Here is a 14,421-nt window from a genome sequence, read left to right as displayed (position 1 = left end):
TGTGCTGTTACTCGATGGGACTGGTAGAATCGCCGCCGGTTCACATGAGGTTTTTCCATGCACGATCCCCTAAGCGAACGCATGAGTGGCAGCGAAACCCGCGCAGCCGGCGGTCTGGCACTTGTGTTTGCGTTCCGTATGCTTGGCATGTTTATGGTTTTGCCGGTTTTAGCGACCTACGGGATGGACTTGGCAGGCGCTACCCCAGCGTTGATTGGCTTGGCGATAGGCGCTTACGGCCTGACTCAGGCTCTTTTTCAGATCCCCTTCGGGATGATTTCTGATCGCATTGGTCGACGCCCGGTTATTTATTTCGGACTCATCGTATTTGCCTTGGGCAGCATGCTGGCGGCTAACTCTGACTCGATCTGGGGCGTGGTTGCAGGACGCGTTCTGCAAGGCGCTGGCGCGATTTCTGCTGCCGTGATGGCTCTACTTTCTGACCTGACCCGTGAGCAGCACCGCACCAAAGCCATGGCCATTATCGGCATGACCATCGGCTTGTCATTTGCTATAGCAATGGTGGTTGGGCCGCTGTTGACCCGTGCTTTCGGCTTGTCAGGCTTATTTCTGGCCACCGGTGCAATGGCGTTGCTGGGTATCTTGATCATCATGTTTATGGTGCCGCGCTCGACTGACACCTTGCAGCACCGCGAATCGGGTGTCGCCAAGCAAGCACTGATCCCGACGCTGAAACATCCCGATCTGCTCCGTCTGGATCTGGGCATCTTTGTGTTACATGCCATGTTGATGTCCAGCTTCATTGCTGTGCCGTTGGCATTGGTCGAAAAAGCCGGCCTGCCTAAAGAGCAACACTGGTGGGTCTACCTGACCGCATTGCTGATTTCTTTCTTCGCCATGATCCCGTTCATCATCTATGGCGAAAAGAAACGCAAAATGAAACGAGTTTTGCTTGGCGCCATCGGTACCTTGATGCTGACTGAGCTATTCTTCTGGCAGTTCGGTAACAGCTTGCGGATGTTGGTGATTGGCATTGTCGTGTTCTTCACCGCGTTTAACCTGTTGGAGGCTTCACTGCCTTCACTCATCAGCAAGGTGTCACCTGCTGGCGGCAAAGGTACGGCGATGGGGGTTTACTCCACTAGCCAATTTTTAGGTTCGGCACTGGGCGGCATACTCGGTGGCTGGTTTTTCCAGCATGGCGGTCTGTCGGCAGTGTTCCTAGGATGCGCTGCGCTGGCTGCACTCTGGCTAGCCTTTGCTGTTACCATGCGCGAACCACCTTACGTAAAAAGCCTGCGCTTGCCGTTATCACCGCAAGCGCTGCGTGAAACAGGTCTGGCTGAGCGTTTAAAGGCTGTTAAGGGCGTTACAGATGCAGTGATCGTGGCTGAAGAGTCCGCGATTTATATCAAATTGGACACCGAACTATTGGATCGCGCGACACTCGAGCAGTTGGTTAACCCAGCTCCGGCGCGCGAAGCCTAGGAGAACGTTATGGCCCGTGGGGTTAACAAAGTTATATTGGTCGGCACATGCGGCCAGGATCCCGAAGTTCGCTACTTGCCTAACGGTAATGCCGTGACCAACCTGAGTCTGGCAACCAGCGAACAGTGGACTGACAAGCAAACCGGTCAAAAAGTCGAAAAGACTGAATGGCACCGTGTTTCGATGTTCGGCAAAGTAGCCGAAATCGCTGGCGAATACCTGCGTAAGGGCTCGCAGGTATACATCGAAGGCAAACTGCAAACCCGTGAGTGGGAAAAAGACGGTATCAAGCGTTACACCACCGAAATCGTGGTCGACATGCAAGGCACCATGCAATTGCTGGGTGGCCGTCCGCAGGGCGATCAACAAAACCAGGGCGGCGGTAACAACTACCAGCAATCCGCTCCGCGTCAACAGGCTCAACGCCCTGCGCCGCAGCAGCAACAGCAACAACAGTCGCGTCCAGCACCGCAACAGCAGCCGCAACAGCCAGCCGCAGACTTCGATAGCTTCGACGACGATATCCCGTTCTAGAGTCAAGCCCTTGGGTTACGCACTCTGAGCCACATAAGGCCCGCCGCAGATCCTGCGTCGGGCCTTTTGTTTGGGCCCCCTGTGCGTAGTCTTTAATCCATCGCATCACAGTCGCACGAGATTACACAAGGTATGTGAGGGAAGTTGCTGAGCCCGCTCGGCAATTGACTACGCTGTAGCGAGGTGACGTGTCATTGAGCTATTTCTCTAAAGTAGCTATGCGTATTCGAGCCACTTATTACTGACGTTTATGAGGAGCCTGCGATTTTGTCCACTTTTAAAACAGCCATCTTATTGGTGATCCTGTTGCTGGCAGGCGTCGGAACTGTTCAGGCCGCCCCGACTCTAGCGTCAATGATGAAGGCCGAAGAAACCGACGGTAAACCGCCAGTATTGGTCGATGGTGGCCTATTAGGCGCTTTGGGATCTAGCATCGACAGTGTTCAAGACAGACTGGGTCTAAGCGTTCATTTGCTCGACATTTGGCGTTTGCGTGCAGAGCAGGCAACCGATGAAGCCGAAGTATTAGCCGAAAAAGTCGTCAACCAGCCTGAGGGAAGCGGAGTTGGGGACTTTTTCGTCGTGTTGCTCACTTGGGCTGGGGTATTTGCAGGGCTGATGCTTGTCGGCAAATTACTAGTGCGCTCTCTGAGCAAAACCCGTGCTGTCCACGCTCGACCACGACTACAAAGGTTCTTGGGGTGCGGAGTCTCGTATCTACTGCCTGCGGTGCTGTCTTTAGCACTGATACTGTTTGGCAGCCATTTACTGCCCAACTCTGTTGGTCGCGCCTTAGGCGTGTGTTTGATCTATGCCACTAGTAGCGGTGTATTTTGCGCCGCGTTGGTGTTGTCACTGATTGCCATGCTCGATATAGGCCACAAACGAACTGCTGTTCGGATCATTCGTCAATATTCTGTGCGCCCGCTATTTGTGATTGGATGCTTTGCGGCCCTGAGTGATGGGATGGCCAGCCCTCAGGTTGCGCTGGTAATCGGTACTCATCTCGCGAGTTGTGTCTCAATACTGGCGGGGTTAGTGGCGTGTGTCGTGTTTGCTTATCTGGCGATCAAGTTGCGTCGGCCTGTGGCGCACCTGATTCGCGATCGCGCATTGGCGCAGCGTTTGGGGCAGCCTGCCTTACAAGAGTCGCTGCGTATTTTTTCGGTACTTTGGTATTGGCCCATTCTTTTGATGCTCTTGGTTTCGGCGCTTAACCTTTTAGGTGTCGGGGAAGGCAGTGGGCGTGCGCTGCGCAGTGCGTTGCTGACCTCGGGATTGCTGATTACAACCGTATTTTTGAGCACCATTTTGCACCACTCATTCAATACGCTATTGCGTTCGAACGGTATTTATAAAGCGCGCTTGATGACGGTGGTTTACGTACTGTTACGTATCACGCTAGCCGTGACTTTTATCGAGTTGTTGGCTCAAATCTGGGGTTTTTCAGTGTGGGCGTTTGCCTCTGATAGCCATACAGGGCAAGTCATCAGTGACTCTCTGGGGCACATCCTGATGATTTTTCTCTCCACATGGCTGGCTTGGGTGGTGCTTGATACTGCGATTCAGCAAGTGCTGGAGCCATCGGCCTCGCGACGTGGTACGCATGCGCCGAGCAGCCGCCTAAAAACTATCTTGCCGATGATCCGCAATGCCGTAAAAGTGGTGTTGGCCGTCATCTTTATCATCAGCACAATGGCTAACTTGGGCGTGAACGTAACACCGTTTTTGGCTGGGGCCGGGGTTATTGGTTTGGCCATTGGCTTTGGCTCTCAACAATTGGTGCAAGACGTCATTACCGGGCTCTTCATCCTGATCGAGGACACCATTTCAGTCGGCGACTGGGTAGAAGTCGACTCCAGCCATGCGGGCACCGTCGAGGGGTTGACCATTCGCACGTTGCGCCTGCGTGACTCGCGCGGTTATGTGCATTCGGTGCCCTTTGGCCAGATCAAGGCGGTAGTCAACCATTCTCGTCAGTTTGCCTACGCCTACTTCGCCGTTCAGTTCACCTATGACACCGATGTCGATAAAGCGACGGACTTAATCTACGAGGCCGGTCGACAGATCAGCGACGACCCTCTGCTCAGCCTCCATTTGCAAGGCCCGTTAAGCGTATTTGGTATCGACAGTATGAACCTCGATGGCGTCACGATTACCGCTCAGTTTAGAACCATGTCTGGTGCTCAGAGCTCAATAGCTAGGGCGTTTAATAACCGCCTTAAGAAGCTTGTGGATAAGTCGGCAGATGTACATTTTGCACAACATTACCCACAAGGCTTTTTAATGCCGGCTCGTGACACAGAACAAACCGAGCAACAGACGGTCGAACCGCAACAATCGGCACTTTTGCTGCCCGATATGCCACCTGCGACACAGGGTGGCAAGTGATCAGCGATGCACTTTGTCAGTGACGACCGGCACATAAACCCGCAAAATGCGGGGATCTTGATCATGGCCAACAGCTTCCACGGTTGGTTTTCTGGTATATACACCGTTCTGAATAGACTGAGCCTGCACACTCTATGCGAATGCGCCTTATGTTATTGGGCGGCGGAAATGCTCTCGGGCAGGCGCTGATTCGTCTGGGTGCCGAGGAAGACATTAATTTCCTCGCCCCGCGTCCGCCGCAAGACGGCTGGGACGCCGCGAGCCTGACGCAGCTGCTGGATGAAACGCGTCCGGATGCCGTCATCAACCTTGCATACTACTTCGACTGGTTTCAGTCGCAGAGCGTGAGCGACACGCGCCTTGCCGAACAAGAGCGGGCTGTCGAACGCCTCTCTGAACTGTGCCAGCACCACAACATGACCTTGCTCCAGCCTTCCAGCTATCGAGTGTTCGATGGCTCACGGGCTACCGCTTACAGCGAAAAGGACGAACCTGTCCCGCTTGGTTTACGCGGTCAAGCGTTGTGGCGTATTGAGCAAAGTGTCCGGGCCATTTGCCCACAACATGTTTTGCTGCGATTCGGTTGGTTGCTTGATGACAGCCCGCAAGGCAGCTTAGGCCGGTTTCTGGCCCAGGCTGAAAAGCCAGGCGAACTGCTGATGGCCGATGATCGACGCGGCAACCCGACACCGGTCGATGACGCCGCACGGGTCATCCTCTCCGTCCTCAAACAACTCGATTGCGCGGCTCCCTTGTGGGGCACCTATCATTACGCTGGGCACGAAGCCACCACGCCGCTGGCGCTGGGCCAAGCCATTCTTGATGAAGCTCGTCACCTGCGTCCGTTAGTTGTTCAAGCACCTACCCCTCAGGCCCATGCGGCATGCCCTGATGCGGCTGAAGAGCCACAGCATGCGGTGCTGGCCTGCAAGAAAATTCTTCATACCTTCGGGATCAAGCCTCGCGCCTGGCGGGCGGGGCTCCCGGCTTTACTAGATAGGTTTTATCGTCATGGTTGATGCTCCCGTTTTAATCGCCGGCGGTGCCGGCTTTATTGGTTCCAATCTAGTGGACAGCCTGCTAGCTAAAGGGTACGCCGTGCGAATCCTCGACGACTTGTCGACGGGCAAACGCAGTAACTTGGCGCTCGATAACCCCAAGGTCGAACTCATCGAAGGCAATGTGGCTGATGCGGCCTTGGTCAAACGCGCGATGGCGGGTTGTAGCGCAGTCGTGCATTTAGCTGCAGTGGCTTCGGTGCAGGCATCAGTAGACGATCCGGTCAGCACCCATCAAAGCAACTTTGTCGGCACGCTCAACGTGTGTGAGGCCATGCGCGAAGCGGGCGTCAAACGGGTGGTATTCGCCTCCAGTGCCGCGGTCTACGGCAATAACGGTGAAGGTGAGTCGATTGTTGAAGACACGCCCAAAGCACCACTCACGCCCTATGCGTCAGACAAACTGGCCAGTGAATACTACCTAGACTTCTATCGCCGTGAGCACGGCTTGGAGCCTGTAGTTTTCCGCTTCTTCAATGTTTACGGGCCGCGCCAAGATCCGTCCTCGCCGTACTCTGGCGTGATCAGTATCTTCAGTGAGCGTGCTGAAAAAGGTCTGCCGATCACTATCTTTGGTGATGGCCTGCAAACCCGCGACTTCATCTACGTGGGCGACTTGGTGCGCATCCTGATTCAGGCCGTTGAAGCACCCCAAGCAGAAGAGGGCGCCATTAACGTGGGCCTGAATCAAGCCACCAGCCTTAAGCAAATGCTGGACGCTTTGGGCGAAGTCGTCGGCGAACTGCCCGCGATCACTTACGGCCCGGCTCGTGCCGGTGATATCCGCCATTCACGTGCTGACAATAGCCGCCTCTTGCAACGCTTTACGCTGGGCGAGACGACCCCGATGAATGTTGGCTTGGCTCGATTGCTAGGCCGCTAAGTCTGAACGCTTAAAGCAAAAAGGCGCCTTGTAAGGCGCCTTTTTGCTTGCCGCTAAACGCGTAGCGCTTAGAACTTATAGCCCAGACCCACCATGTAAACGAACGGATCAACGTCGACATTGACCTTGGCGCGGGTGCCATCGCCCACGGCACTGTTGTTCACATAAGCGTGAGTATCAATATCGAGATAGCGCGCTTGGGCGTTGATCATGATGTTGTCGGTCAGCATGTAGTCAGCACCGACCTGCCAAGCTACGCCCCACGAGTTAGAAGCCCGGAAGTGATCGAAACCTTCAGCGCTTGCGCGGCTGCCAACGTGTTCGTCGTAGATCCAGGTGTAGTTAATACCGGCGCCGACATAGGGTTGGAATACCGACTTGGGGTCCAGCGGGTAGTAAACAACGCTCAGGGTTGGCGGCAAATGCTTGAGGCTGCCTAGTTTGCCGTTGGCCTGAGGCAAGCCTGTGTTTTTGAGCTTCACATCATGCTCAAACGGTGTCGCAGCCAGCAGTTCGATCCCTACGTGATCGGTGATCATGTAGGCAAAGTTAAGGCCCAACTGAGTATCGCTGCTCATGGTCGCCTTGCCGCCCAAGTCGGTGCCCCCCAACGAGCCGCGATCCACTTTGACGTGGGAGCTGTCAGCTTTCGGGTTGACGGTAATGGCACCGGCACGAAGGATGATGTCACCCTCAGAATGTGCTTGGGCCAGTGGCGCTACAACGACGAGCGCAAGGGCAGCAGCGCTGAGCAGAGACTTTTGCATGGGAGCTCCATTGGATATTTAAAATTTATATAACCAATGGTAATGAGCAGCGGGGTCCGCTCCGTTGACCCAGCTCAATGAAAATGTGAAGTCGTGAAAATTTCGTGAACGAACTTGGGTCAGTCCGGCAGTTCGTAAACCACGATCTTTTGCGCGTCCATCTGATAGCCCGCGTCGGCCAAGTCACTGGTACTGGGTTTGACCTGCATAGCACCGACGATCCAGTACGGCTGATACAGCTCGTCAACCTGAACCCCGGTTTTACTGGTGACATGCACGATTTGATTGGACGGAGGCGGGGGGACATGAATGCAGGCGCCAAAGTATGGCACCAGCAGAAACTCAGTGGTCCGGCCTGCTTCATTGACCTCTAGCGGCACGATATACCCCGGTAAGCGAATCAGTTGCCCGTTCAGCTCAGGGACCACAGGCGCATTGGGCAAGTCTTGCTTGGCTGCGGGAGCAGACTCCATGTCGCCGATTTGCGACAAGTCGTGCAGCGGCGTCATGTCAGGGGCTTCAGGCGGCGCGTCTGCCGGAATCATTTCTGACCACGTCAGCTCTTTCGGCTCGGCCGCCCACAAAGGTGTGCTTACCCACACCAATAGCGCCAACAGCACGCGATATATCGCAGCTTTTTTCATCACTCTCAGCTCATAAACGAATAGACAGACCATCGGCCAGCGATTGTCGGTAGGCGCGCCATGCCGGTACGCAGCCCATCAGCAGGGCTGCGGCCAGAATACCGCCGAGCAACGTCCATTCATATTCACTTGGCCAAGCCAGCGGTAAATAGATCCCGTAGTTCGATTGCACATAGCCTTGAGCCAGCGCGATGCAGACATATAGCAAACCAACACCAGCCACGACCCCTGCCAAGGCCAAGGCCAGCGCTTCGAACACCAATAAGGTCGCGATGTGCCAAGGTCGCGCCCCGACCGAGCGCAGAATGGCCATCTCGCGGCGGCGCTCATTGAGGCTGGTCAAAATAGCCGTCAGCATGCCAATCAACCCGGTCAGCACCACAAACAGTGACACCACAAATAACGCCTTCTCGGCAGTGCTCATCAGGCTCCAGAGTTCCTGCAAGGCAACGCCGGGCAAAATCGCCATCATCGGTTCGCCACGAAACTCATTAATTTCGCGTTGCAAGGCAAAGGTCGAAATTTTGCTGTTCAAACCCAGCATAAATGCAGTAATGGCCTGCGGCTTCAGGTCCATGTTGCGTGCCTGCTCGGCGCTGATCCGCGCCTTCCCTTGGGCGGGAACGCCGTTGTGCCAGTCGACATGAATCGCCTCCATACCGCCGAGGCTGATATGCAGCGTGCGGTCGACCGGCGTACCGGTGCGCTTGAGAATGCCGACCACGGTAAAGGGTTTGTCGTCGTGTTTGACGAGGCTGATCGCAGCCACTCCATGGGCTAACACGAGCTTGTCACCGAGTGTGTAATGCAGCGCTTGCGCGACCTCTGCGCCGAGTACGACCTCAAAAGGGTCTGTCTGAAACGCCCGTCCAGTGGCTAATTCGAGGTTTTGCCGATGGCCGTATTGGTAGTGGTCAAAGTACGCCTCGCTGGTGCCCATTACGCGATAACCACGGTGGGAGTCGCCCAAAGACATCGGGATCGCCCATTTCACCTTTGGGTTATTGGCGAAGTGCTCAAAGCTGTCCCAGCGAATATTGTTAGTGGCATTGCCAATACGAAATACCGAATACAGCAGCAAGTTGACCGAGCCTGAGCGCGCGCCGACGATCAGATCGGTGCCGCTGATGGTGCTGGCAAAGCTGGCGCGGGCTTCAGTGCGCACGCGCTCGACCGCCAACAGTAAACACACCGACAGCGCGATGGCGAACGCGGTGAGTATCGCGGTGAAGCGTCGGTTGGCCAGGCTGGCCAAGGCTAGACGAAACAAATACATCTCAGACCTCTGCCGATGTTGCGGCGCGATTAAGTTCAGACAACGACAGATTACGATCGAATAACGTGGCCAGGCTTTGGTCGTGACTCACAAACAGCAAGCTGGCCCCCGCCTCTCGGCATTCTGCAAACAGCAGATGGATAAAGGCTTCGCGGGCGTCTGCATCGAGAGCAGACGTCGGCTCATCAGCGATCACCAGCTCCGGTTGACCGATCAGCGCCCGAGCGGCGGCGACTCGTTGTTGCTGGCCGATAGATAAAGAGTCGGCGCGCCGCTCCAGCAGGCCAGGGTCTTTAAGGCCCAAATGGGCGAGCAGTGTTTGCGCGGCCTTATCCACGCTGCCGTGGCGTTGCGCGGCGCGGCTGGCGCGCACGGTTGAGAAGTGGCAAGGCAACTCAACGTTTTCGCGCACGGATAAAAACGGCAACAGGTTGAATTGCTGGAAAATATAGCCCGTGTGATCGACCCGAAATCGGTCGCGAGCGCCCGAGCCTAACTCACTCAGTTCTTGCCCCAGCAAACGAATCGTCCCGTGATTGGCTTTTTGCACGCCGCCCAGTAAGCCCAGTAGCGTGGTCTTGCCGCTGCCACTCGGGCCTTTCAGAAACAAGGTTTCGCCGGGTTCAAGACGAAATGCAGGAATATCCAGCAGCACCGGTTGCCCGGGCCAGCTGAAGCTCAAGTCGCTGAGTTCGATAAGTGCTTGGGTCATGGAGAAGAGCTATCACCTGCAGTTGAATGGAGAGGATGAAGGCGCGAGCTGGCTCGCGATCTTTTGATCTTTTAAAGGTCGCCAGCCAAGCTCACACCTATCATTAAAACGTCAAGCTAGGCGATTTTGGTGTCAGCTCGCTGCCTTTCTGGCCGCTGTCGCCAATTAATTGAGCCTTGATTTTATGGGTGCCCGGGAAGGTCTTAAAGAACTGAGTCAGGTCCAGCGTTTTCAACGCCTCAGGCTTAGCGCAGGTGAACGCATAGTGCGCTTCTATATCGTTGTGGTGGTGTTCTGTTTGTGTTGCAGCCGCTTCTTCAGGCGCTGCTTCAAACAATGGGCTTTCGAGTTCTTGTGCCTCAACCGCGCATTCGGCAGCTTTAGGCAAGCTGAACAGCGCCAGTGGGTTTTCCAGTTGGGTGCGTGCGGAATTAACCTTGGCTTTATCAGCATCGGTGGTGGCGATGTGTTCAAAGCCCAGCAAATTTATCGCAGGGCCATCGAGGTCAAGCTCAAGCGTTTGGCCATCCAGTGCCACATTCAACGTCCCGACACCATGTTCGTGAGGCTCAAGGCTTCCGTGTTCGTGGTCATGATCATGGCCGTCCGCGGCGTGAGCCATGGCCAGCGGCAGCAGAGCAAACGGCAAAGCAAGAAGTAAGCGACGCATAACATGACTCCAGCAATAGAAGGTAATGGTTGTTATGTGATCTTATAACAATAAGGCGAGGAGTTTGCCCGTGTGCTTGGCGTTCTGCAACCCACATGGGAGCATGCGCGTATGAAAATTGAGGAGCATGGCGATGATGCGTATTCGCGGAGTGATAGGTGACTGGCCTGTTGATTTAACCGTCGAGCTGGACGACAGCGACTGGGCGAAGCTGGGTGCGCAATTGCAGGTCAGCGAAGCCCCTGAGGCCTCGCCACCTGCCAAGTCGGTCAGTCAGGACGATGCTCTATGGAACACCACAAAAGAGCTACTGCGCAAAGCCGGACAACTCAGTGGGCCTGAACTACTGAGCCAACTAGAAGCTCTGACGGGCAGCACCGGCGCAGGCAAGCGCTTACTGGTGCGCTTGCGCCACAGCAGCGAAGTCAAAGTCACGAGTGGTGCGGACTCACCGGTTTACAGCTGGATCGAATAACCCGTAGGAGCTGCCGAAGGCTGCGATGGTTTGATCTTGAAAACAAAAGATCGCAGCCTTCGTACCTCGGCAGCTCCTACGCAGGGTTTGCGGTCTTAATACAACGCTGCAAACAGCTTGCGGCGATAGGTCGTGACCAACGGATGGTCATTGCCCAACAGGTCAAACACTTGCAGCAAGGTTTTGTGAGTGATGCCTTCGTTGTAGCTGCGGTTACGGGTAAACAACTTCAGCAACCCATCCAAAGCGGCTTCATATTGCTGACGTGCCAATTGCTGAATCGCCAACTGATACGCCGCCTCATCATCCTGCGGGTTTTGCGCCACGCGGGTTTTTAGGTCGGCCACGTCGGGCAACTCCGCCGCTTGGCGCAGGAACGTCAATTGCGCCTTGGCACCCGCCAGCTCAGCTTTGTACTCATCGCCTTTAACCGCATCCAGCACAGCCTGAGCTTCTGTCAACTCATTGCGCTCAGCCAAGCAACGGCCGTACAAAATCAGCGCTTTGGCGTTGGTGTTGTCTTCAGTCAGGATGGTTTGTAGCAGCGCCTCAGCATCGGCAAAACGGCTCTCGGCAAACAGTGCTTGAGCTTGTTCCAAAGGATCTGCCGCTGCAGGGGCGGGCATTATTACGTGGGGGGCAAGCATGGCGCGAATGGCTGATTCGGGTTGTGCTTGCTGAAAGCCATCAACCACTTTGCCGTCTTTAAACAAGACCACAGTCGGCAAAGTTTGAATGCCAATACGGCCAACGACATCTTGCTCTACATCGCAATTAACCTTGGCCAGCAGCAACTCGCCCTGATATTCCTCAGCGATCTGCTCCAGAATCGGAAGCATCACCTTGCACGGCGCGCACCACTCAGCCCAAAAATCTACCAGAACCGGTTGATCAAAAGAGGCTTCAACGACCAGCTTGTCGAAGTCAGCGGAAGTCACGTCGAAGCTGTAAGAATGCGTAGGCTGATTCATTAGGTGTCTCGAAACAGGTAAATGAAGGCAACTATAAAGGCTGTTCGGGCAGGCCGAAAGCCGCATGCTAGCGTTGCGCGTGATACAGACTTACGTTGCGAAACTCATGAGGCTCGGCCAAATCCGGCAAAGTCAGCGCTTTAAGGCTGTCCAGTTGTTGATACAACGGATGGATGAAGTCACGCACTCGGGAGTCAGCGACCAGCGTTTGCAGACCACGGGTCAAAAACTGATCCAGCAGCGGCAAATTTTCGCGGTCATAAAGCACATCTGCCACCAGCACCAAGTCGAAGCGATCATCTTCGGCAAAGAAATCGCTGGAGTACTGCAACTGCACCTCATTGAGTTCGGCATTCGCCCGGCAAGCCGCCAGCGCCAAGGGGTCAAGATCACACGCCACCACTTCCAGCGCGCCAGCTTTGGCCGCAGCTATCGCCGCAATGCCCGAACCGGCCCCAAAATCCAGCACGCGCTTGCCCCGCACCCACTGCGGTTGCTCGGCCAAATAACGCGCCAAGGCCAAACCACTGGCCCAGCAAAAAGCCCAATACGGAGGCTCATAAAGAATGCGCCGGGTTTCATCAGCGGTGAAAGCGCGGTCCATATTCAGCGCATCAATCAGCCACAGCTTGAGTGAGGTGCCTGGCAAGTCTGTGATCACCAGTCGCGCATCGCCCAGCAATGCGCTCAACGACTGTTGCAGGTCGAACGGTGTGTTCATGGTGCGGTGACAAAGGCCAGAGTGCCCAGATTTTGCGTCGATGGCTGGCCGATGATACGGCTAGGCAGGTGCAGAATTAATTGCCCGGACTGGCTCGCCCGCCCGCGCAGTTCAACCCGAGCGCCGGTAGGGAAAGCTTCGGGGTTAAAACGCAAGGTAAAGGGCAGTGGCTGGTTATTGCCGGTGATCTTACTGCTGGCCATCAGCCCTTGTGGGCGCCCGCGCTCGTCAACGATCAGCATCGCCAGCTCAACCTCGGCGCCTTTTGGGGCGCCGGTGAGCACGCCACTCAGCTCGCGCTGAAAGGCTGGTAGCGGCCCCAGATCGACCGGTGCGTCGGTTTCTGGTTTGGGTAGCACTTGGGGTTGTTGCGTTTGAGATGGCCCGCTGGCGCAGGCGGCCAGCAAGCTGACGAAACACAGCAATACACACGTTCTTAGTGACATGAAAGGCTCCAGCGGCGGGTCAGTCGGCGTCTAAAATTGTTTAAAAAGGTAGTCGGCGGACTGTATACCGTAAAGCCTATGGCTTGTCTTGCCAGCGGGATGCGCTAGGGTCTGTTGCCGTTTCATTGCGTCGCGGTTGCAATGAAACGGGAACAGACCCTACCATGGCCCTCCCATTTTTTGTTGCCGCCACCATGCACTGTCCATTCTGCGGTGCCAACGACACTAAAGTCATCGACTCGCGTCTGGTCGCCGAGGGCGATCAGGTGCGCCGCCGGCGCGAATGCCTGGCCTGTGGTGAGCGTTTCACCACCTTTGAAACAGCCGAGTTGGTGTTACCGCGACTCATCAAGCAAGACGGCAGTCGTCAGCCTTTTGACGAAGAAAAACTACGCGCCGGTATGCAGCGAGCCCTCGAAAAGCGCCCGGTCAGTGTCGAGCGCCTTGAAGCTGCGCTGGCCCATATAAAGAGCAAGCTGCGCGCCACTGGCGAACGTGAAGTCAAATCGCTGGTGGTGGGTGAGCTGGTCATGGGCGAGCTGCAAAAGCTCGACGAAGTGGCCTATATCCGATTCGCCTCTGTCTATCGACGCTTCCAGGACCTTAACGAGTTCCGCGAAGAGATTGATCGACTCGCCCGTGAGCCTTCCAAAGAATGACACTTTGCGCCGAACAAACCGTTTTAGATGCCCATTACATGGCGCGCGCGATTGAGCTGGCGCGTAAAGGGACGCCTTGCGCGCGGCGGGCCAGTGGGCCCGTGGGGCGACGGCCTACGGCACGTTGGAACCCTGCAGCCATCATGGCCACACACCGCCGTGTGCCGATGGCTTGCTCCATGCTGGCATCGCGCGAGTGGTTGCGGCCATGCAAGACCCCAACCCGGAAGTCGCGGGGCGCGGGCTAAAACGCTTGGCCGATGCCGGTATTGAGGTGCTCAGCGGCGTGCTAGAGCAAGAAGCTCGTGCGCTGAACCCCGGGTTTCTCAAGCGCATGGAGCATGGCTTGCCGTTTGTGCGCGTAAAAATGGCTATGAGCCTTGATGGCCGCACGGCGATGGCCAACGGCGAAAGCCAATGGATCACCGGCCCTGCTGCCCGCTCTGCGGTGCAGCGCCTGCGAGCCGAGGCCAGTGTGGTGTTGACCGGCGCTGATACGGTATTAGCCGACGGCGCGCGGCTTACCGTGCGCGGGCCAGAACTGGGCTTAAGCCCTGAACTGACGGCGCTGGCGCTTAGCCGCCCACCGCTGCGGGTGTTGATTGACGGGCGCTTGCGAGTGCCGTTGGATGCGCCGTTTTTCAAAGCGGGCCCGGCCTTGGTCGCCACCTGTGTCCCTCCGGCGGAACAGTACCGCACAGGGCCGGAGTGTTTGGTGATCCACGGCGCCAATGGCCAAGTGGACTTGCGCAAACTGCTGTTGGC

At 56.1% G+C, this 14,421-nt stretch carries 15 protein-coding genes and 1 pseudogene; 8 read left to right on the top strand and 8 right to left on the bottom strand.

Annotated elements, in window-relative coordinates:
* Positions 1 to 57: 57 nt before the first annotated feature.
* From AQS70_RS08385 to AQS70_RS08365, 5 genes are all read left to right on the top strand, one after another.
* A complete protein-coding gene (locus AQS70_RS08385) occupies positions 58 to 1,449 on the top strand; it encodes an MFS transporter (RefSeq protein WP_055102390.1) in 1,392 nt (463 codons plus the stop codon).
* A 9-nt stretch (positions 1,450 to 1,458) separates the two neighbouring features.
* Positions 1,459 to 1,983 (top strand): single-stranded DNA-binding protein, encoded by a 525-nt coding sequence (locus AQS70_RS08380; RefSeq protein ID WP_055102389.1) that lies wholly within the window; start codon positions 1,459 to 1,461, stop codon positions 1,981 to 1,983.
* Positions 1,984 to 2,250: 267 nt separating this feature from the next.
* The gene (locus AQS70_RS08375) at positions 2,251 to 4,374 is read left to right on the top strand and encodes a mechanosensitive ion channel family protein (RefSeq protein WP_055102388.1); all 2,124 of its coding nucleotides are present in this window, start codon (positions 2,251 to 2,253) and stop codon (positions 4,372 to 4,374) included.
* Positions 4,375 to 4,508: 134 nt separating this feature from the next.
* Complete coding sequence (locus tag AQS70_RS08370) at positions 4,509 to 5,393, top strand: sugar nucleotide-binding protein (RefSeq protein ID WP_055102387.1); 885 nt, start codon at positions 4,509 to 4,511, stop codon at positions 5,391 to 5,393.
* Positions 5,386 to 6,315 (top strand): NAD-dependent epimerase/dehydratase family protein, encoded by a 930-nt coding sequence (locus AQS70_RS08365; RefSeq protein WP_055102386.1) that lies wholly within the window; start codon positions 5,386 to 5,388, stop codon positions 6,313 to 6,315. The genes AQS70_RS08370 and AQS70_RS08365 overlap by 8 nt, the downstream gene beginning before the upstream one ends.
* Before the next feature lie 68 nt (positions 6,316 to 6,383).
* On the opposite strand, the gene AQS70_RS08360 is transcribed toward AQS70_RS08365, so the two are convergent.
* From AQS70_RS08360 to AQS70_RS08340, 5 genes are all read right to left on the bottom strand, one after another.
* The gene (locus AQS70_RS08360) at positions 6,384 to 7,082 is read right to left on the bottom strand and encodes an OmpW/AlkL family protein (protein WP_055102385.1); all 699 of its coding nucleotides are present in this window, start codon (positions 7,080 to 7,082) and stop codon (positions 6,384 to 6,386) included.
* 119 nt (positions 7,083 to 7,201) lie between these two features.
* Entirely contained in the window at positions 7,202 to 7,726 is a 525-nt protein-coding gene (locus AQS70_RS08355; RefSeq protein WP_055102384.1) for a DUF3299 domain-containing protein, read from the bottom strand.
* A 10-nt stretch (positions 7,727 to 7,736) separates the two neighbouring features.
* Positions 7,737 to 9,002, bottom strand: coding sequence for an ABC transporter permease (locus AQS70_RS08350; protein ID WP_055102383.1), 1,266 nt, complete (start codon positions 9,000 to 9,002; stop codon positions 7,737 to 7,739).
* 1 nt (position 9,003) lies between these two features.
* Positions 9,004 to 9,714, bottom strand: a complete 711-nt coding sequence (locus AQS70_RS08345) for an ABC transporter ATP-binding protein (protein ID WP_055102382.1) — start codon at positions 9,712 to 9,714, stop codon at positions 9,004 to 9,006.
* A gap of 103 nt (positions 9,715 to 9,817) precedes the next feature.
* Positions 9,818 to 10,384, bottom strand: coding sequence for a DUF2796 domain-containing protein (locus AQS70_RS08340; RefSeq protein WP_055102381.1), 567 nt, complete (start codon positions 10,382 to 10,384; stop codon positions 9,818 to 9,820).
* A gap of 133 nt (positions 10,385 to 10,517) precedes the next feature.
* On the opposite strand from AQS70_RS08340, the gene AQS70_RS08335 reads away from it, so the two are divergent.
* Positions 10,518 to 10,859 carry a hypothetical protein gene (locus AQS70_RS08335; RefSeq protein ID WP_055102380.1) on the top strand — a complete coding sequence of 114 codons (342 nt, stop codon included), beginning with the start codon at positions 10,518 to 10,520 and terminating at the stop codon, positions 10,857 to 10,859.
* A gap of 95 nt (positions 10,860 to 10,954) precedes the next feature.
* Here AQS70_RS08335 and trxA read toward each other — a convergent pair whose 3' ends face one another.
* The 3 genes from trxA to AQS70_RS08320 form a co-directional block, all read right to left on the bottom strand.
* Positions 10,955 to 11,830: a thioredoxin gene (gene trxA, locus AQS70_RS08330; RefSeq protein ID WP_055102379.1), complete on the bottom strand. Its 876-nt coding sequence runs from the start codon at positions 11,828 to 11,830 to the stop codon at positions 10,955 to 10,957.
* Positions 11,831 to 11,897: 67 nt separating this feature from the next.
* The gene (locus AQS70_RS08325) at positions 11,898 to 12,551 is read right to left on the bottom strand and encodes a class I SAM-dependent methyltransferase (RefSeq protein ID WP_055102378.1); all 654 of its coding nucleotides are present in this window, start codon (positions 12,549 to 12,551) and stop codon (positions 11,898 to 11,900) included.
* Complete coding sequence (locus AQS70_RS08320) at positions 12,548 to 12,997, bottom strand: YbaY family lipoprotein (protein ID WP_055102377.1); 450 nt, start codon at positions 12,995 to 12,997, stop codon at positions 12,548 to 12,550. The genes AQS70_RS08325 and AQS70_RS08320 overlap by 4 nt, the downstream gene beginning before the upstream one ends.
* A 194-nt stretch (positions 12,998 to 13,191) precedes the next feature.
* On the opposite strand from AQS70_RS08320, the gene nrdR reads away from it, so the two are divergent.
* Together nrdR and ribD are read left to right on the top strand one after the other, a co-directional pair.
* Positions 13,192 to 13,656 carry a transcriptional regulator NrdR gene (gene nrdR, locus AQS70_RS08315; RefSeq protein WP_003444283.1) on the top strand — a complete coding sequence of 155 codons (465 nt, stop codon included), beginning with the start codon at positions 13,192 to 13,194 and terminating at the stop codon, positions 13,654 to 13,656.
* Positions 13,653 to 14,421: pseudogene (gene ribD / locus AQS70_RS08310) on the top strand (bifunctional diaminohydroxyphosphoribosylaminopyrimidine deaminase/5-amino-6-(5-phosphoribosylamino)uracil reductase RibD); the annotation flags it as partial. The gene nrdR and the pseudogene ribD, both read left to right, overlap by 4 nt.

This window comes from Pseudomonas endophytica, from assembly GCF_001411475.1.
GTDB lineage: Bacteria > Pseudomonadota > Gammaproteobacteria > Pseudomonadales > Pseudomonadaceae > Aquipseudomonas > Aquipseudomonas endophytica.
This window is presented reverse-complemented; position numbering and strand designations above follow the sequence as displayed.